This is a genomic window from Cytophaga aurantiaca DSM 3654 (genome assembly GCF_000379725.1).
In the GTDB taxonomy this organism is placed as follows: Bacteria; Bacteroidota; Bacteroidia; order Cytophagales; family Cytophagaceae; genus Cytophaga; species Cytophaga aurantiaca.
Genome location: NZ_KB903662.1, coordinates 187,005 through 206,667 on the forward strand (window position 1 = coordinate 187,005; position 19,663 = coordinate 206,667).

At 36.3% G+C, this 19,663-nt stretch carries 19 protein-coding genes and 1 tRNA gene; 16 read left to right on the plus strand and 4 right to left on the minus strand.

Annotation, left to right across the window (positions count from 1 at the left end):
* Positions 1-3 precede the first annotated feature (3 nt).
* Together A3EE_RS0115380 and A3EE_RS0115385 are read left to right on the plus strand one after the other, a co-directional pair.
* Positions 4-3,192 (plus strand): efflux RND transporter permease subunit, encoded by a 3,189-nt coding sequence (locus tag A3EE_RS0115380; RefSeq protein WP_026209811.1) that lies wholly within the window; start codon positions 4-6, stop codon positions 3,190-3,192.
* A gap of 41 nt (positions 3,193-3,233) precedes the next feature.
* Positions 3,234-3,422 carry a YgaP family membrane protein gene (locus tag A3EE_RS0115385; RefSeq protein WP_018344335.1) on the plus strand — a complete coding sequence of 63 codons (189 nt, stop codon included), beginning with the start codon at positions 3,234-3,236 and terminating at the stop codon, positions 3,420-3,422.
* 86 nt (positions 3,423-3,508) lie between these two features.
* Here the strand turns inward: A3EE_RS0115385 and A3EE_RS0115390 are convergent, their stop codons facing one another.
* The 4 genes from A3EE_RS0115390 to A3EE_RS0115405 all read right to left on the minus strand — a co-directional run bounded on the left by A3EE_RS0115390 (position 3,509) and on the right by A3EE_RS0115405 (position 6,179).
* A complete protein-coding gene (locus tag A3EE_RS0115390) occupies positions 3,509-4,552 on the minus strand; it encodes a TQO small subunit DoxD (RefSeq protein WP_018344336.1) in 1,044 nt (347 codons plus the stop codon).
* Between the two features lie 24 nt (positions 4,553-4,576).
* Complete coding sequence (locus A3EE_RS20830; protein WP_018344337.1) at positions 4,577-5,056, minus strand: DsrE family protein; 480 nt, start codon at positions 5,054-5,056, stop codon at positions 4,577-4,579.
* A gap of 122 nt (positions 5,057-5,178) precedes the next feature.
* Complete coding sequence (locus tag A3EE_RS22000) at positions 5,179-5,544, minus strand: hypothetical protein (RefSeq protein ID WP_018344338.1); 366 nt, start codon at positions 5,542-5,544, stop codon at positions 5,179-5,181.
* Positions 5,545-5,732: 188 nt separating this feature from the next.
* On the minus strand, positions 5,733-6,179 hold the full coding sequence (locus tag A3EE_RS0115405; RefSeq protein WP_018344339.1) for a hypothetical protein: 447 nt from the start codon (positions 6,177-6,179) through the stop codon (positions 5,733-5,735).
* A 169-nt stretch (positions 6,180-6,348) separates the two neighbouring features.
* Here A3EE_RS0115405 and A3EE_RS0115410 point away from each other — a divergent pair, with 169 nt between their 5' ends.
* From A3EE_RS0115410 to A3EE_RS0115485, 14 genes are all read left to right on the plus strand, one after another.
* Positions 6,349-7,230 carry a class I SAM-dependent methyltransferase gene (locus A3EE_RS0115410; protein ID WP_026209813.1) on the plus strand — a complete coding sequence of 294 codons (882 nt, stop codon included), beginning with the start codon at positions 6,349-6,351 and terminating at the stop codon, positions 7,228-7,230.
* Between the two features lie 213 nt (positions 7,231-7,443).
* Positions 7,444-8,481, plus strand: coding sequence for a hypothetical protein (locus tag A3EE_RS0115415; RefSeq protein ID WP_018344341.1), 1,038 nt, complete (start codon positions 7,444-7,446; stop codon positions 8,479-8,481).
* Between the two features lie 70 nt (positions 8,482-8,551).
* Positions 8,552-8,625, plus strand: a tRNA-Arg gene (locus tag A3EE_RS0115420).
* Positions 8,626-9,251: 626 nt separating this feature from the next.
* On the plus strand, positions 9,252-10,586 hold the full coding sequence (locus tag A3EE_RS0115430; protein ID WP_018344343.1) for a sugar MFS transporter: 1,335 nt from the start codon (positions 9,252-9,254) through the stop codon (positions 10,584-10,586).
* Between the two features lie 114 nt (positions 10,587-10,700).
* Complete coding sequence (locus A3EE_RS0115435) at positions 10,701-11,132, plus strand: hypothetical protein (RefSeq protein ID WP_018344344.1); 432 nt, start codon at positions 10,701-10,703, stop codon at positions 11,130-11,132.
* A 58-nt stretch (positions 11,133-11,190) separates the two neighbouring features.
* Positions 11,191-12,162, plus strand: a complete 972-nt coding sequence (locus A3EE_RS0115440; protein WP_018344345.1) for an RHS repeat domain-containing protein — start codon at positions 11,191-11,193, stop codon at positions 12,160-12,162.
* A gap of 110 nt (positions 12,163-12,272) precedes the next feature.
* Complete coding sequence (locus A3EE_RS0115450) at positions 12,273-12,986, plus strand: DUF4328 domain-containing protein (RefSeq protein ID WP_018344346.1); 714 nt, start codon at positions 12,273-12,275, stop codon at positions 12,984-12,986.
* A gap of 163 nt (positions 12,987-13,149) precedes the next feature.
* Positions 13,150-13,746, plus strand: a complete 597-nt coding sequence (locus A3EE_RS0115455) for a hypothetical protein (protein WP_018344347.1) — start codon at positions 13,150-13,152, stop codon at positions 13,744-13,746.
* A 107-nt stretch (positions 13,747-13,853) separates the two neighbouring features.
* A complete protein-coding gene (gene hemE / locus A3EE_RS0115460) occupies positions 13,854-14,888 on the plus strand; it encodes a uroporphyrinogen decarboxylase (RefSeq protein ID WP_018344348.1) in 1,035 nt (344 codons plus the stop codon).
* An 8-nt stretch (positions 14,889-14,896) separates the two neighbouring features.
* Positions 14,897-15,832, plus strand: coding sequence for a CPBP family intramembrane glutamic endopeptidase (locus tag A3EE_RS0115465; protein ID WP_018344349.1), 936 nt, complete (start codon positions 14,897-14,899; stop codon positions 15,830-15,832).
* A 10-nt stretch (positions 15,833-15,842) separates the two neighbouring features.
* On the plus strand, positions 15,843-16,700 hold the full coding sequence (locus A3EE_RS0115470) for a DMT family transporter (RefSeq protein WP_157447056.1): 858 nt from the start codon (positions 15,843-15,845) through the stop codon (positions 16,698-16,700).
* 78 nt (positions 16,701-16,778) lie between these two features.
* Positions 16,779-17,858, plus strand: a complete 1,080-nt coding sequence (locus A3EE_RS0115475; protein WP_018344351.1) for an NHL repeat-containing protein — start codon at positions 16,779-16,781, stop codon at positions 17,856-17,858.
* A 57-nt stretch (positions 17,859-17,915) separates the two neighbouring features.
* Positions 17,916-18,749, plus strand: a complete 834-nt coding sequence (locus tag A3EE_RS0115480) for a formylglycine-generating enzyme family protein (RefSeq protein ID WP_026209815.1) — start codon at positions 17,916-17,918, stop codon at positions 18,747-18,749.
* Positions 18,750-18,829: 80 nt separating this feature from the next.
* Positions 18,830-19,660, plus strand: a complete 831-nt coding sequence (locus A3EE_RS0115485; RefSeq protein WP_157447057.1) for a formylglycine-generating enzyme family protein — start codon at positions 18,830-18,832, stop codon at positions 19,658-19,660.
* The last annotated feature ends 3 nt before the right edge of the window (positions 19,661-19,663 follow it).

Sequence of the window (19,663 nt, forward strand, 5' to 3'; positions counted from 1 at the left end):
AATATGAACGAAGGATTATCAGGCAACATTGCTAAGATGTTCATCAATTCAAAATTGACAATTTTGTTGATGATTGCATTCTTATTGATTGGTGGATATAGCACGTACTTAATGCCACGTGAAGAAGAGCCACAGATAAAAGTACCCATGGCAGATATTTTCTTTTCGTATCCTGGGGCATCCCCTCAAGAGGTAGAAACGAAAGTTGCTATGCCAATTGAGAAAATGATTTCAAATATTAAAGGGGTAGAATATGTTTACAGTACATCCATGCAAGGTCAGGCTATGGTGATTGTTCAATTTTACGTGGGTGAGGATATTGAACGATCTATCGTTAAACTCTACAATGAAGTACAAAAGAACATGGATAAGATGCCTCAGGGTGTTTCAATGCCTTTGATTAAAACACGGGCAATTGAAGATGTTCCTGTATTAGGTCTTACTGTGTGGAGCGAACAATACGACGATATTCAATTAAAGGCAATTGGCGAAGTGTTAGTAAATGAAATTGAAAAGGTGCCAAATGTTACTGAAGTGAAATTAATAGGAGGGCGACGTTCAGAAATTAAAGTAGTTTTGGACAAAGCGAAGATGAGTCAAAAGCATATCGACTTCAATACAATCTCAAATTATTTGCGCGGTAATAATAATCAAAGTGCAGTAGGTAGTTTTTATAATAACGACACTGCCTTTACAGTTCAAACGAATGCTTATTTTACATCTATTGCAGATTTGTCGGAAGCAGTAGTTGGTGTGTATCAAAACGCACCAATCTATTTAAAAGATGTTGCAACAATTTCAGATAGTGGCGAGCAGGCTTCCCAATACGTATTTTATGGCAGTGGAAAAGCAACTAAGGATTCAATAAAAACCTCAAGTGCGCAAGCAGTAACGATTTCAATATCTAAAAAGAATGGCGCCGATGCGATGCATTTGGCTGAAGCAGTGTTAGCGAAAGTAGAACATACTAAAGGTTCGTTGATTCCAAACGAAGTTCATATTTCAACAACACGAAACTACGGAGAAACGGCTTCACATAAAGTATCTGAATTATTGTTACACTTAGTTGTTGCAGTTATCGTAGTGACATTGTTTGTTATGTTAGCCATGGGTTGGAGAGGAGGATTGGTTGTTTTTCTTTCTGTACCAGTAACATTTGCATTAACATTGTTTAGCTACTATATGATGGACTATACCTTGAATCGAATTACCTTATTTGCGTTGGTATTCATTACGGGTATTGTAGTAGATGATAGTATCATCATTGCAGAAAATATGCACCGACATTTTAAAATGAAGAAAATGTCGTTTATGGATGCAGCTATATTTTCAATCAATGAAGTAGGTAACCCTACCATCTTGGCAACCTTCACTGTTATCGCTGCAGTATTACCAATGGCTTTTGTTTCTGGTTTAATGGGGCCATATATGAGTCCGATGCCAATCGGTGCTTCCATTGCAATGATACTTTCATTAATTGTAGCCTTAACACTTACGCCTTACTTAGGCTTTATGTTCTTGCGAGAAAAAGAAAAAGCTGGAGACGACAAGCATTCACATGAAGTTGAAGATTCTAAAATCTATAAAATATACAAGGGATTTATTGAACCCATGTTAGAGAATAGAATGAAACGTTATGTCTTTATTTTCGGCACATTGGTGGTATTGTTAGCATCTTTGGTATTGTTCTATACAAAAAGTGTTGCTGTAAAGATGTTGCCGTTCGATAATAAAAATGAATTCCAAGTGGTGATTGATATGCCTGAAGGGACAAGTTTAGAAACGACCAATGCGTTGACACAAGAAGTAGCAAATTATATTTCCAGTAATCCTTTGGTGAAAGATTATCAAGGATATGTTGGTACTTCAGCACCAATTAGTTTTAATGGGTTGGTTCGTCATTATGATTTACGTAGAGGCGAAAATGTTGCGGATATTCAAGTGAACTTAATTGACAAAGGCGAACGTTCTGAGCAGAGTCATGACATAGCTAAGAGTATGCGAACAGATATTCAAAAAATAGGCAAAAAGTTTAATGCGAATATTAAAGTAGTTGAAGTACCACCTGGACCACCTGTATTGTCTACAATTGTTGCTGAAGTTTATGGTCCAAACTACGAAGAACAAATCAAGGTTGCCAATCAAGTTGAAACGCTTTTGAGAAATGAAAAGGATGTGGTTGACGTAGATTGGTTTGTTGAATCAAAACAACCTGAATATATATTTGAAATTGATCATAAAAAATCAATGGAATATGGAGTAATGCCTGTTCAAATTAATTCAATCTTAGCAACGGCACTAAGTAATTCAAGTGTTGGAGTGATGCATGACAGTCGTTCTTTCAATCAAAAGAATATAGTATTGCAAGTAGAAGATAAAAACAAAGCATCTATAACTGCAATAGAAAATATTCCTGTAACCAATCAGCGTGGCGAGGTATATACACTAGGTACTTTTGTGAAAGTTAAAAAAGGAACAACTGTACCAAATATCTATCGCAAAAATCAAAAGCGTGTTGTGTATGTAACGGCCGATATGGCCGGCGAATTGGAAAGCCCGTTTTATGCAATCTCATCTGTTTCTGAAAAATTGAATACCATCAAATTGCCTAATGGTTATACATTGAAAGAAGAGTATACACATCAACCTGTTAATGAAGATACCTATAGTATTAAGTGGGATGGTGAATGGCAAATTACGTTCGAAGTATTTAGAGATTTAGGTATTGCATTTGGTGTTGTATTGATAGTTATCTACTTATTAATTGTTGGTTGGTTCCAAAACTTTACAGTGCCTTTAATTATGTTGGCTGCTATTCCTTTGTCATTGATTGGAATAGTTTTAGGTCATTGGATGTTGAATGCATATTTTACTGCTACGTCAATGATAGGTTTTATCGCACTTGCCGGTGTAATGGTTCGTAATTCGGTTTTGTTAATTGACTTTATTGATATTCGATTGAAAGAAGGAATACCTTTGAAGCAAGCAATTATTGAAGCCGGTGCGGTACGTACCACGCCAATTTTATTGACTGCCGGTGCGGTTGTATTGGGTGCAGTAATTATTTTATTCGATCCAATCTTCCAAGGTTTAGCCATTTCATTGATGGGTGGAACCATTACATCTACTTTCTTGACGTTGTTGGTTGTACCATTACTTTACTTTAAAATGCTTAAAAAGAAAACAGTTTAATGCTTTCGAATTCAATTTTGAAATAAATTAATTTATCTAATATGAAAAATAGAATAATATTTGGAGTTGCTGGGACAATGATTTTGTTGAGTTTGTTGTTATTCAATCTTACAGGTCAAGAGAATTGGTTGTGGTTGGGAGTGTTTGTAGGAGCTAATTTAGTACAATCTGCTTTTACCAAATGGTGCTTACTTGCTACTATCCTTGATAAATTTGAGATTAAAAATTGATGTTGATTTAAATAAACGTAATTGATTGCTTAATTAGTAGGCCTTACTTATTGTACAATAAGTAAGGCCCATTTTTGTAGTATAAATTATATCTCAAACGGAGTGTTCCAAACCTTCCCACTTATATCTTCAACTTCCATGGAGTATTTTCCAATTGTAAGATTATGTAATGAGAAAACCACTTGTGCTTTTGCTCCTAATGGAACAACAAGACTATTTTTACCACTTGTTATTTTAGAGATATAATAGTTATGAATAGCATTTTTAGGTATGTTGGAAAGTGTTTCATGGTTAAAATTCTGTACGATTTCACCAGTACTGTCTTTAATTGTTATTCGGATAATAAAAGCACCATAAGTGTCAATACCTTGATCTCTGTAAAGTGAAAACAGTAAGGTGTTATTATTCTTATATGAAATATCCGAAACTACAATGTTGGGCTTTAATGATAGGTTGTGCAATTTGCCCCAAACACCTCCATGGAATGCCTGATTGGTATACAAAGTTAGAATAAGTGAAAATCCAGCGATGGATAAGGCAGTCCATTTGAAATAGTTCGAATTTGGAAATTCAATATTTCCTGAGCCAATATATTGAAACCATTTTTTAGTTTGCAGCAATGGGAACTTAGTAAGCAGCAATCGATCCAATGAATAGGTGTCAGATCCTGCTATTAGCATTGTCAATCCAGAAACAACTCCAAATACGCCAATCTGCCACTCATCTAGACAAGTACTTCCTAGCCAGCCTGCTCCAAATAAAATACCAATGGAAAGTATAAATACGCCTAAAGATGCCAATCGAGTTAATAGACCAAATAATAATCCTAACCCAACCAACGCTTCTATGATTGTAAAAAAAACGAGAAAGGGCTGCAGTGTTTCAGGATGTGTAATTAAATAGTGAATCGTATCCTTAATGAAAATTGCATTCGGATAAAAGTGATTAAATTTTTCTCCAGCATATCCCAAACTATCTGGATCTAATTTGTTTTCAAGTATGAGCCTACGCCAAAAGGCTGAAAAGAAAAGCCATCCCGTAACCCATCTCATACCAGTAAGTAAAAGTGCTGTTTGATTGAAGCCTGTACTTAAATCAGTTGTATGTTGTGCTGCTTTATATGAATTCATGTCGATCAATTTTAAATATGTGAATTATAGTTCAACTGTTTTATAACCGTTTGATTGAACATCAAACATATAAGTAAGTCCGTTCGGGACAATGTCAACTCCATCAACAAGGCTGTCGGGATGGATATTAAATTGCTTTAATGACATACCGCATATTTTATAGGTGATACCTGCTTTCTTACCTGTTTCAATCTGTTCGTTTTGATCACTACTTTTCACAAATGCCTCAACAGATTTTCCACATGCCATAACAACAAAGTTATCGCTATTATATTTACTGGTTTTGCTTAGGGTTTCAGCCGTGTTTACTGCTGCCTTTAAATGGTTCGGCTGACTAATTAACACTGCATAGTTGTTTTTTGTAAAGACAATTTGTGAAACAACTTTTTTGTTAGTAGTTGCTTGGGTTGCTTGTATATATGCAAAGAGTAACAAGACTGAAAATACAAGTATGTATTTATTTATACGTAGATTTTTGTACGTACTATAAGTTAGGAATTCCATATAGAATGAAGTTAGAGAATGGAAATATTATAATGTGTAATTATTAGGCATAGCATATCTATTATAAGTATATTTTGGAAATACACTATGCTCGTATAATTAGAATAAATTATTAAATAAAATTAAGCCCAAAGGCTTATACAGGGAGGGGGAGAGTTGATATTGCTAAAACGTACATAGGTTATTATTTTGTATGTAGTTTTCAGTGATTCATTCGTAGGAATAAAAAATAGTATCGAATAGTGATTGCTTATGTGCGCATCCGCAAAACAGAATGAGACAATTTTCTTTACTGATTTTTGGTGGCTTGATAGTTGTGTTTTTGAATCGGAGGATGTTTTATATTTTAATAACGTTTCCTTTCTTCCAAATTTACATTTCTTTTTAAATTCAATTGTATTAAACATGTTATTTAAGCCAGGAAGCGCATAGGCCGACTGATTCATCAAATAGATGCATAAAAACAAAAAAGAAAGAAATCGTGTCATGTACGGTTGAAGTATATATACAATATAACGATAATATTTTTATATAAGTATGAATTATGATTCGACGCGGATAAATGAATTATGTTACTTTTGGATATTTTAAAAAGGAGAGCCTATCGATTAAATGTCGAATGACTCTCCTTTTTTACTGACTACTGTCCGTTGCGGCGGAACTATCTACTGACCACTTACTCTGGCACCAACACATACTCGTAATGCGACTCTACCGTGCGTTTGCCAAAACGTAATTTGTCTTCTTTGATTTCATATACAACGTCGATGTCTTTAAGTGATTCGTCGTCTTCTTTAATTAATTTACTTCCATCATCAGACACCCAAATACGCATTGTTAAAGTATTGTCTGGGCGAATCCATTCTGCACTACTGTCTTTGTTGATACGCAAACGTAAGTTTTCAAACTTCTTATCGTTTACAACCATTTTTCCGTTTTGATAAAAACGCAATACCTTCCATGTTTTATAAAAGTTGTCTTTATTTATCAAAGAAGTGCTGGTAGCTGTATCAAGCGAAAAGAAAACTCCAATCGAAAAGAAAAGGAGAAACAACAATACGAGTAAGAATACAATTCTGAATCGTAACAGTTTTTCAACGTATGGATTTGGTTCTTTGCTCATATTTTGAATGAATCATCCACCCGATAAATGTAAAGTGGAATTATTATAGTAATTTTAAAGCTACCTGCTTTGGAGTAAATACGGAAAAGAGGAGAATTATGTTAACGAATGTTAAAGTATATTACTATTCTAAGGTACGATTTTAAATAACCTTTAAGAAATTAGACGCATGAAAATACTAGGTCCCGACCATTTTAGCGATTATGAAATGATAGATTCAGGCAATTATAAAAAGCTTGAACGCTTTGGATCATTTATTTTGTCTCGCCCTGAACCCCAGGCTGTATGGGATACGCAGCTGCCTGAGAAGGAATGGGACAAGCGTTTGCATGCCGAATTTGTGCGGGATAAAGCCAATCCGGAAAAAGGTGTTTGGAGCTTAAAAGATTCCATGAAAGAACAATGGTTTGTAAAATATAAATTCAATAGTTTGAATTTAAAATTCCGATTAGGCCTATCTTCGTTTAAGCATGTAGGCCTATTTCCGGAGCAAGCGCCCAACTGGAACTACATCTATGAAAAGGTGTCGCAAATGAAGACACCGAAACCAAAAGTTTTGAATTTATTTGCCTACACCGGTGGAGCTTCTATTGCAGCACGTGCAGCTGGAGCAGAGGTGGTGCATGTAGATTCAGTAAAGCAGGTGATCAGCTGGGCACGCGAAAACATGGAAGCAAGTGAATTGACAGATGTGCGTTGGGTAGTTGAAGATGCATTGAAATTTGTAAAACGCGAAGTGAAACGCGGCAATAAATACAACGGGATTATTCTGGATCCGCCTGCGTATGGCCGCGGACCGGACGGCGAGCGTTGGATCATTGAAGAACACTTAAATGAAATATTGAAATTGTGTGCGGAATTATTGGATCCGCAGGAACACTTTTATATTTTGAATTTATATGCGATCGGTTTTTCAGCAGTGATCGTTGAAACCTTGATCCACCGCATCTACGGAGATGTAAAGAATCTGGAAATAGGAGAGCTGGTGGTGGAAGATTCATTCCATAAAAAATTACCGCTGAGTATTTATGGTAGATTTAGTAATATCTAAGTTGGCAGTGGTCAGTTAACAGTGGTCACTGGCTGCTGTTTCGAGTTTTAACTGATATAGGATAGCACAGCCTACGGTTTTAACCGTGGGAATAATCGTCATCAGCAATAATATTTAAAAGTTGGCGCAAACATTTGCTTGCGCTTCTTACTAATTACCAACAAAATTAAACATTAATTACTGACCACTGTCTACTGTTTACTGTCCACTAGCATGGAGATTTCGAAAAAGAAAATCGTATATAAAATTGGTAAGCCGCTGCGTAAGTATCTTACACAGTTTGATCGCGAGCAAAAGGTGCCTCTTTCCTACACGGATCTGACGCGCTTTACAAGTCGGGTATCGCAGAAGGATCGGTATGGAAAAGATACCTTGTGGGACAGCGTGTATTATAGCAATGACGATATGGTTGAGATCTATGATGGATTAAAACGCATCTATGCATTTTTAAAAATCGGTGGTGACTTAAGTGTGACCGAACATTTATTTATCGATCGGATTGATCTGTGCGTGTATGGAAATACCAAACCTTTCCGCGTGCGTGTGGTTAATCGTATCAACGACAACTACGATTATTTTTATGTGAAGGTCGCGGACGCCTCTCGTATCTACGGCTTGGAGCTGGAACATATTTTATCTCCCAACAACATCAGTTACATTGTGGACGGAGATACGTTGATTGAAGATCACATTGTTGGGATACCTGGAGACATGTTCATCAAACAATATTTAAAGCTGATGAGTTTGAATCGCATTCGTTTGGCGAAAGAATTTGTGAAATTTAACGAACGCTGTTTCATTCGTTTGCTGGGAGATATGCATTCAAGCAATTATGTAATTGAGATGACACCCGATTTTGAAGAGTTTCATTACCGCATCCGTGCCATTGATTTTGACCAGCAATGCTACGAAGGACAGAAGTGGGTGTATTTACCACAGTTCTTCAAACAGAACAATGAGCTGATAAATATTGTTAAAGATGTATTAAGCGAAGAAAGTATTCAGCAATATCAATTTGAAGAACGCGCGATGATGGCGTCTCGGTTACGCGCCAATAAATATAGAATAAAAGGATTATGGGATGCCGTGATTCGGGATACAATTGCTCCTCAGGATCATGTAGAAAAGCTTAAAAATGAGTTGGCAAAACATTACAATGATCCTGATTTTCTGAAGTGTAAGCAAATGGGGGCCATTATCCGGACAAGCTTATATCGATTACTGAAAGATACGCGTGTGCGTAAAAAATAGGTTTTTTTTATTGCAATGCTTGTTTCAAAACTTAAAGATATGTACTTTTGCACTCCCCAATAAGGGAATTGGCTTCGTAGCTCAATTGAATAGAGCACCTGATTACGGCTCAGGAGGTTTTAGGTTTGAATCCTAACGAGGTCACGAAAAGCTTCACAGAAATGTGAGGCTTTTTTTATGTCTTTACTTCATTTTTGCCTCGATCTCTGGCACTCAGATCGAATCTATTATATAATTCAGCGTCTCGTCTCTTCGCTTAACAATGGATAATCTAAAAGCCGCTTAATTTCCTCATAATTCAAAATATGTGATTTTTATTTATGGCCTGAGACAGTCAAAACAGGCACTTTTAAAAGTTTTTTTTGCTGAAAAAGGTTCTATTGAGCTTCGAACTATTGTATCAAAACGGGTTTGCATTATGATGCATATTTCTTTTGAAGGTTCTTACTGCCAAACGATGTACACGATACATATACGAAAAAAAAATGATTGCATGTGGTTCATTATTTAGATCATACTTGGTAATCAGTTGTTTATTCAGTTTTGTTTTTTGAGAAATAGAATTAAACAAATAAGATTGTTTTGATGTAATCAAATACTGTGAAGATTAATCCAGTTCTATTCGATTGGATTAATCTTAGATTAAACGAAACTAAGTAAAAGCCGCAGAACCCTTAATTTTAAAGGGATTGTACAATATTTTCTTTCTTTCTTTTCATAATTTGTGTTATCTTTGAAATTACTAACCTAAATTTTAAATAGTATATAATATGGCTATAGGAGCTTCTTCAGCGAGAGTGAGCAATGTGTCTAGCGGTTCAAACCAAAATTATGGCACTGCATTGTATTCGTTAATGGTGTTGTTTTTCATGATGGGCTTCATTACTAGCTTTAATGATATTTTAATTCCGTATTTAAAAGTAATGTTCAAACTGAACTTTGTTCAGGCGAACTTAATTAACTTATGTTTTTTTGGTGCTTATTTTGTCATGTCGATTCCTGCCGGAAAGCTTGTGGTAAAATACGGTTATAAAGCCATTATGATTTTAGGTTTTGTGATTGCAGCCGTGGGTGCATTTTTATTTTTCCCTGCAGCAGATTACAAAGTATACGGCCTTTTCTTAGCTGCATTATTTATTCTTGCAACGGGTATTACCTTATTACAAGTTGCAGGTAATCCATATGTAGCTGTTTTGGGTACACCTGAAACGTCTTCAGCACGTTTAACATTAACACAGGCATTAAATGCATTGGGTACTACGGTTGCACCAATGATTGGTACAAGCATAATTTTAAAGCACTTGCCAGAGTTGCCAAAGGAAATTAAAGATCAAAAAGATTTATCTGCATTAACACCGGAGTTGGATAAACTGTTAGACTCTATTTTAGCAAAAACAGATTTATCGTATTTAGAAAATATGTATTTGTTTATTGGTGGTACGTTATTGGTAATCGGTGCTGCATTGTTCCTGATGAAATTACCGTCTATCGGTCATGGTGATGGAGAAGTAAGTACTGAAGGTTTAGTGGAAAAGTCAAGCATCTGGGGATATCGTCATTTGGTATTGGGTATTGCAAGTATCTTTGCTTATGTAGGTGCTGAAGTAGCAATTGGTAGCCACATCGTGAGTTACCTATCTATGGAAAATGTTATGGGCTATACGGAATCTGTTGCAGGTGACTATGTTAAATATTATTGGGGTGGTGCAATGGTTGGCCGTTTCGCCGGTACATACATTTTGAGTAAAGTAAATCCCGGTAAACTATTAGGTTTCTATGCGATCGCTGCTATTTCGTTGGTATTAATTTCTATAGCATCTTCAGGTTACATTTCTATGTGGTCTCTATTAGCGGTAGGTTTATGTAACTCATTGATGTTCTCTACCATCTTTACCTTATCCATCCGTGGCTTGGGTAAATTTACAGAACAGGCTTCAGGCTTGCTTTGTACAGCGATTGTGGGTGGTGCGGTCTTGCCTTTATTATTCGCAGCAATTGCAGATGGTACACATGGCAATCTTAAACTTGCATTGATCGTTCCGATCGTATGTTATGCATACATTTCGTTCTTCGGATTTAAAGGACACGTTCCTGAAAATAAGTAATTCGTATTGATATGAATTTTGAAAGTCTCCCTACTCCGATAGCTATCGGAGTAGGGAGACTTTTTTTATGAACTGTTTTTCTTATAAATTAAAGAGTAAAATAAAACTACATCCATGAATACATTCAAAAAGTTAATTCCAGCATTGGTAATTTTTATCTTCGTTTTAATCTCGTGTAACGATACAAAAAAATCTCAGGAGGAGACCACTGAAATTACAAAAGAGGTAATTCAAACAGATCCCGTTGCAACAGCAGAAGTACCTATAGTTATAGATACAACGGGCATATATAAATTGAACAACGCCGAAGCAGAGACATATATCTTAGGAATGGATCGGGTACTATCTAATATAAATAAATCAATAGACGAAGATGATGTAAGTAAACAATTTGAGTTTACGAGAGAAATGGAAGCGCTCCAGGAGAAGCAAATCCCTATTCAATCTTCATTTAACAAAAAGGATCGTGCTTTATTCGACACATATGTGCAACAAATTCTGGATAGAATGGCTGCTATTTTGAAAAGAATAAAACCCGTAGAGTAATCAAACAAATACCATTAAATAAGTACATTCATAAAGAATATAAAGTCATAGATACTCAATGAAACAAATAATTTTAATCTTAGCCATTCTTCTCATTTCTTTTTCATCTTTTTCTCAAGAATGGCCGGATCTGTATAACAATGTTCGTAGCAAATTTAAATTTAAAAGTATTTCTGTCAGGGTTCATAGTATTGAGGAGCTTAAAGAATACGACTCATTAGAAGTTTCACGGATTGAATATGATAAAAATGGGAAGGTGATTTATCAGAAAGAATTTATGTTATTTGATGTGATGTTGTATTCAGAAGAATCTAAAAATAAATTCAATGATAAAGGACAATTGATCGAGCGAATTGAAATTAAGACAGACTATCCACAAACAAAAGAGGATTCGTCGCTTCTAAGCTTCTCAGAAATGAAGAATCCTTCAACAAAAAAATATACCTATGAATATGATATCAAGGGGAATCTTATAAAAGTGCTGGAGTTTCTTAGTGCAGAAGATAAGGCACCTGCTTTGATCTCAGTTTATACATACAACGAAGATGGTAAAAGAATTAAAGGAGTCTTTAGCCATATTAAATTCCCGAAACAAACAAGTTCGTCTAATAGAATTGAAATGTATGAATATGATGCAAAAGGCCTATTGATACAGGTGAAGATGAATTGGACAACTTCTGACGTAAGTTCTCTAAAGACGATAGAGTATGATTCAATTGGAAATAAAGTGTTTGAATTAATACGACATAATAATGGAAGCGGTAATGTTATGCAGTATCAGTATCATAATGGCCGGCTAATGTCAATTGAAAGATTTAATCTCGGTCAAAAAAAATGGTTTAGTAAAACCTTGTATGAATACTCTGAAGCAGGATACAAAATAAAAGAAATAACAAAAAATAATTCAGGAAATGAGTCAATGGAAACATTTGAATATAACAAACAAGGTCTCTTGACAAAAGAATATTGGTATACCGATACAGGTAAGAAGTCTTTTTCATTTGAAACGTCTTATCAATTTTATGAATAGTCTGCTCTTAACTATAAGTATAGTGCAGCAAAAGGAGACGAAGAAAATTAAATTTGATATCGTAGAAGTATATTGACAATAGGTATTTTTAAATAAACCAACCAAGAGAAATGGAAAAATTAAAACCAAATGATAAAAGAGCGACTACTGCTATAACACTAATATGGATCATATTAGGATTGGAAATTGTGATGCTGATTTCAGGATATTTTCAACACGAGTTGCTGATGACAATTCAAAATGGGGGCGAGGTTTCAGAGGAAGCAACAAGTGCAAATGATGACAGAGAAATGCTGATTGCGGTTGTCTATTTGATCGTAAACATTATTTCTGTTGTTACATTTATTCAATGGTTCAGACGTGCATACTACAATCTTCATTTAAAAGTGAAGACATTATCTCATACAGAAGGGTGGGCAGCAGGCGCTTGGTTTGTGCCGGTTATTTGCTTGTTTAGACCTTATCAAATTATGCAGGAATTATATAAAAAAACCCAAAAGTACCTTAGCAAAAAAGGTGTGGCTATACATACAAATTTCTCTACGGCTTATTTAGGTGTGTGGTGGGCGCTTTGGATTATAGCTAATCTCATTGGACATATCGCGTTTCGTTTATCAATGAGTGCAGCAACAATTGATGAATTTGTAAGCAGTTCACGGATTAGTATGGTTGGGAATGTTGTAGGTATTCCGCTTGCTTTGCTTGCTATAAAAGTGATTCAAGATTACTCTAAAGTAGAACCGCTGCTTAGTCAAATAAAAGAAGAAGCGCCGAATATTGCAGAGGATAATGCTGCAACTACAGAAGGTGATGAGATCGTATAAGAATGAAAATATCAATCACAAAGACATCGCATAAGTGGATTTCTGTTTGACGGTGTTGGAGTTCATTAAAACAGTAGATCGTATTGTGTGTGGCCTTTACGTAGTTTCATGTGGCAGGTGTCAATAGATTATTTTAAACAATAAAAAAGTCAATAGTAGAAATATGAAAAAGTATGTATTTATTTCAATTGTATTAAGTGCATTAACACTTGTTTCATGTTACCATCCCATAACAGAAGCCGAACGACTGGAATATGAACAGAATATATCTAAGGCAAAAGCATTTGTTGAGAGTTTAGATCAAAAGGATATATATCCTGAGAGTAAAAAGAAATATAAAGATGCTCTTCAGAAGTTGCAGGAGACAGATGCAGATGATCTGGAGCGTATGTTTTTAGATGAACAGGAACTTGTTTTACAGTCATCGCAGCAAGCAGGTTTACGATTGGATTCTATCAAAGCTTTTGTGCTCTCAGATGCACAAACTGCACGTTATGATACCGTGCGTACAATGCTTATAAAGATTTCGCAACAAACAATAGATCGTTTTACACAGGAAGCATGCCCTACGGTAAATGAACGGGAAGCATTTATCTTTGAAATTAATAAAATCAAGAAGTATACAGCAGCACAATACGTTGCGAATTCTGTTTATACAACTGCTACTTTTGACGAAGAGATAGATGTATTTAATAAATTTGGTTTAATGATGTCTATCAATGAATCCGTCGATCAGTTGAATACGATGATCAATAAATAATGCTTTAATAAAATATTAAAAATCAGTCTGTTCTGGTTCTTTGTACACAACAACAGAATCAAGTATAAATACGTTGCAAATCGTCTTTCATACTCGTAACTTGCACCATGCAATATCAGAATGATTTAATATTAAGAGCTGCACGCGGAGAAGCGGTTGAACGTACTCCCGTTTGGTTGATGCGTCAGGCAGGTAGAATTCTTCCGGAATACCGTGCTGTACGTGAAAAATTAAGTGGCTTTATAGAATTGTGTACAACACCGGCATTGGCTGCAGAAGTGACCATTCAGCCGGTTGATATATTGGGTGTAGATGCAGCCATTATTTTTTCAGACATTCTTGTGATCCCGGAAGCAATGGGTTTACCCTATGAAATGCAGGAAAGTAAAGGACCTTTCTTTCCAAAGGTAATTACCTCTTCAGCCGACATTGATAAACTGCTTGCAACCGATGCCGCAGATCATTTGAAATACGTATACGATGCCATCGAACTTTCTGTAAAGCAATTAAACGGCCGTGTGCCCTTGATCGGTTTTGCAGGTGCTCCATTTACCATTCTTGCGTACATGATCGAAGGACAAGGTTCTAAGACGTTCTCTAAAGCGCGTCGTTTCTTATATACAGAACCTGTACTTGCACATCGTCTGCTGGAAAAAATTACCTTAGCTACGATAGAATATTTAAAACGTCAGGTAAAGGCAGGTGCTGCCATGTACCAGATATTTGATTCCTGGGCAGGCGTATTACCTCCGGATCAGTATAGAGAATTTTCGTTGCGTTATATCAAACAAATTTGCGAAGCAGTACCGCAAGTGCCACGTACGGTGTTTTCAAAAGGAGCATTTTTTGTGCGCGAAGATTTTACTGATTTTCCGTGCGAGACCGTTGGCTTAGACTGGAACATGGATATTGCTGAATCCAGAAAAATTATTGGTCCAGGCAAAACCTTGCAAGGTAACATGGATCCGTGTGCTTTATATTTATCGGAAGATCAGATTCGAGTGAAGACTAAAGAAATGCTGGATGCCTTTGCTGGCAGCAGACACATTGCCAACCTCGGACATGGTTTGTATCCAGATACAGATAAAACAAAAGTGAAATGTTTTGTAGATGCTGTGAAAGAATTGAGCGTTAAAGCATAATTTTTTAAATGAAAAAAATATACAATCTCTTATTGAATTACGTTCGATACGAGTTAAAAGCAACATATTTAATATATCTGTTGCTTTTTTTAATTCCGGCAACAGCGCTCAATTATTATTTCAATTTCGAAAGTGGAATTTTAAAAAGCTATAGAGGCGAGTGGTATTATTTTATACTATGTTTTTTTTATTATGCTATACCTTTATTTTATGCGGTAGGGATCTATGTGTTTCAGTTTAAGAAAACACACTTGTTTTCAGATAAACGTTTTTTGCTTTTACTTGTAGTGTTTCCATCGATATTGGCTTTCGACGAATCGTTTAATATACATACAAAATTATTAAATGAAGTAAACGATGAAATACTCAAGTATTACCTGAAGAAAACGGTGAATCAAAGCATTCGCTTTATTACCTATTTTCTGCCTGTTTTATTTTATTACATTTATTTTGAAAAGGAAAACAATAATTTTTACGGATTGAAATTAAAACGATCAGATCTGAAACCTTATCTGTTTATGATGTTTGGTGTGATGATGCCGCTAATCATCTTAATATCGTTTACAAAAGATTTTCAGGAAGCGTATCCGGTTTATAATATGTCGCAATACAAAGATCAGCTACCTGGCACTTACGTACAGCAGGTGTTGGTATTTGAAACCTTATACCTGTTTGATTTCTCCTACATCGAATTATTATTTCGTGGAATGATGATCCATACACTCTATAAATACATGGGTGTAGAATGTGTGCTTGCAATTGCAACCTTGTATTGTACGTTTCATTTCGGTAAACCTGTTGTTGAAACAGCAAGTTCGTTTTTAGGCGGAACGATTTTGGGCTTGCTATCGTTACGTACACAGTCGCTTTATGGCGGTATTATGATTCATGCAGGAATTGCATTGATGATGGAAGCCGCTAGCTTTGCACAACAACTCTATTGATTGAATGCGTATGAATATACCTCTTGTTAAACCATATATTGCTGCTGTAATTGTTGTTTGTATCTGGTCGGGTTGGATCACCTTATCGCGCATGGGCGTGCAGACGGCGCTTACACCATATGATCTTACCTTACTTCGATTCGGCACAGCTGCACTTATAACCTTGCCCTTTAGTTTACGATACGATTGGCGTTCGGTAAAGTGGAATCAGATCTTATTGGTTGCTCTGGGATGTGGATTTCCATATACCATGTTTTCATTTATTGGGTTAAAAACTATTAAAGCGGCAAATGCAGGAGTATTGGTAAATGGGATGCTTCCTGTGATTGGATTGTTCTTTACTTTATATTGGTTTAAAGAAAAAGTTTCCTGGATCAAATATGTTGCGATCTTCATTTTGTTGATTGCGAATTTAATGATGATGAATATCTTCGGATCATTCTCTGCCTCGAGTCTATTAGGCATAGGTTCTCTTGTGAGTGCAGCCATTGCATTCTCTACTTACATGGCGGCTACAAAGCGCTGGGGATATGGAATGAAAGATGTGATTGCGTTTGTTCCTTTAGTGAATGCTGTATTATTTTTACCGATCTGGTTGTGTTTTCCCTCCAGTATTTTAGCTACCCCATTATCGGATGTACTTATTCAGGTTGCCTATCAAGGGCTATTGGTAAGTGTGCTGGCCCTGGTTTTGATAACGTATGCCGTGAGTAAGTTGGGTTCGGGTACCATGTCTGTATTTTTGTCGTATGTGCCTGCTGTAACAGCTTTGCTGGCTTTTATTTTTCTACATGAATCTTTATCCATACCAGAACAGCTGGGTATTGCGTTATGTTCTATAGGACTGATTGTTTACACGAAAGGATGAAAATAATTATGAATTTTAAATTATGAATTTTAACTTAATGGCAGTATTCAACTTTTACATTAAATATTTTAACCTATTATGAAACACCGTAACTTTTCAATCGCTGTTCTTTTTATTTTGTTATTAAGTGCATGTCACAAGAAAGCCAATGAGGTTGCTCCTCCGATTATTCCTCCGGGCGATCCGCAAAATGTCACCACTTTCGCTGGCTCCGGAACAGCAGGCTCTGCTGATGGGACTGGTATAGCCGCATCTTTTAGTGGGCCGCGTGGCTTAGCTATGGATGGTTCAGGAAATATATATGTTGCAGATTTTGGGAATCATTTGATTCGTAAAATAACATCCGCAGGAGTGGTTAGTACATTTGCAGGTACGGGTAGTGCCGGATTTGTTGACGGTACAGGTACTGCTGCGTCCTTTAACTCTCCCCGTGGCTTAGCTGTAGATGCATTCGGTAATGTTTTTGTAGCAGATTGGGGGAATCATACTATCCGAAAAATCACTCCTGCTGGAGTTGTAACAAAGTATGCAGGTACCGGTAGTTACGGGTCTGTGAATGCTAAAGGTACATCGGCGTCTTTTAATAGTCCGGCTGCTGTTGCGTTTGATCGTGATGGGAATTTATATGTAGCGGATACGGGTAATGATTTGATTCGCAAGATAAGTCCGGCACGTGTTGTAACAACATTAGCGGGTTCGGGTAGTTCCGGAAATAGTAACGGAAACGGCACAGCTGCAACTTTTAACGAGCCTTTTGGAATTACAGTACAATCTTCGGGTAATATTATTGTTGCAGATAGATCAAATCACCTCATTCGTAAAATTACACCTGCTGGAATTGTTACTACCTTAGCCGGTTCTGGTACAATAGGATCAGCAGATGGCGTGGGTACTGCGGCGAGCTTCTATAATCCATACTGCATTACTGCAGATTCCTATGGAAATCTGTATGTAACGGATTGGGCAAATAATCTTATTCGAAGAATTACTGATGCCGGAAAGGTAACAACGTTAGCTGGTGGCAGTAGCCAAAATGCAGCAGATGGGAAAGGTGCAAATGCGAGTTTCAATTTTCCTACCGGTATTGTTGTTGATTCGCAAGGGAATCTATATGTGTCCGATTCAAATAATAATACGATACGTAAAATTTCATATTGAAACTATTTATCAAGCTGAATGCGATATGTTGTTTTAATAGTTATTAGTTTCTCCTGTGTGCAGAAATTTCACACAAAGCATCTAATCCCGCAGCATCTGCCGAACGAGGTTCCGGAACTTGTGGTAACACAATATTCAGATGACAGAAGTGGGTTTGAAATAGACAGCGTTTCCTATGGATCGATGAGTTGTGTAATATCCAGTATTCTGGTGAGTAAACATGAGATCACGAATAAATATTTTTGTTACTTTTTGAATGTAGATTCTATTCGTACAAATTCATTCCTGATAAAAAGTATTATCGATCTTTCTCATCCGGAAAGTAAGATCGTATTAACCGATGGCATATATTATCCTGTTAAGGGATATGAAGATTATCCTGTTGTATTGGTTAGCTGGTGGGGAGCAAAGAAATACTGCACATGGCTCACGGAGCATGTAAATAAACAAAGAGAAGAAAAAGGTTTGTATCGTCTTGCTAATTATCGGTTGCCTGCTGAGTTTGAATGGATGGTTGCAAGTAATGCAAATGGTACATGTAGATATCCTGTTGAAGCAATCTGTGATAGTGCAGGTTCAGAAAACGCAATATCACAGGTTGCACACAACGTAACACAGGATGCTGTAAATGCCAGCGGTGTCGCAGGTATCAATGAAAATGTATACGAATGGACAGACGATGATTTCTATAAAATGGAATACATTATGGATTTTAGTATGGCTGTTACCTATTATTCGGAAGAAATTGATGATGCTGTAGTACGCAAGCATGGCTATATGGGTGAAAGTAGCTGTGGAAGATTTTCACGAAATAAAGATGGTTTTTATTCCGATACAGGTTTCAGAATTGTACAAACATATATAGGAAGAAGTTCGGGCGTAGAATTCTGATTATGAGAAAAGGTATTTTTGTTTTAGTTTATGTTCTGTTCTTACTTAGTTCCTGTACACGGCAACCAGTCAATAGTTCAATGTATAGGCACGTACCGGGCGTAGTTCCTGAGCTGGTTTTTATTGAGGGCATGAATTTTCTAATGGGTAATAATTGCGAAGGTACCTCTTCCAATCCGGATTCAACCAGTGTATATATAGGTTCATTTTATATGAGCAAACACGAAATTACCAATAAGGAATTTTGCGATTTTTTGAATGAAGATTCTATTCGTACTAATGCGGATCTGATAAAAGAATCCGTTGCAATTGGAGCGGGGCAAAATAAAATTAGTTACAACGGTGAAAAGTATATGCCTGTTAAAGGATTTGAAAATTATCCTGTTGTGATGGTGAGCTGGTGGGGAGCCAGAAAATACTGTCAATGGCTTACGTTATTTGTAAATGCACGCAACGCAGAAAAAAATAAACCCTATGTTCCATTCTATCGTGTGCCCTCAGAGTTTGAATGGGTATATGCAACTGCTCTCAGTAAAAAGCAAAAAGACTTTGTTGTACGTATGTGTGATGAGGCAGCAGATATGCCAATTGATTCTGTAACTCTTGTACACAATATCAAACAGGATTCCTTAATACACACGGGTGTTACAGGCATGAATGAAAATGTATATGAGTGGACGGACGATAATTTTTATGCTAAACAATCTGTTACAGATTATAGCATGCAGTCTTTTGACAGCCGGCTGGATTATACAGAGGATGCAGTAGTTCGTAAATATGGTTTAGGCGTTTCAAATAATGGAACTAAATCATGTGGACGAATATCAAGACTGCGTAGCGGTTTTTATTCCGATACCGGTTTTAGAATCGTGCAAACATATCTGGGTAGAAGTTCTGGCTTTGAATTTTGATTT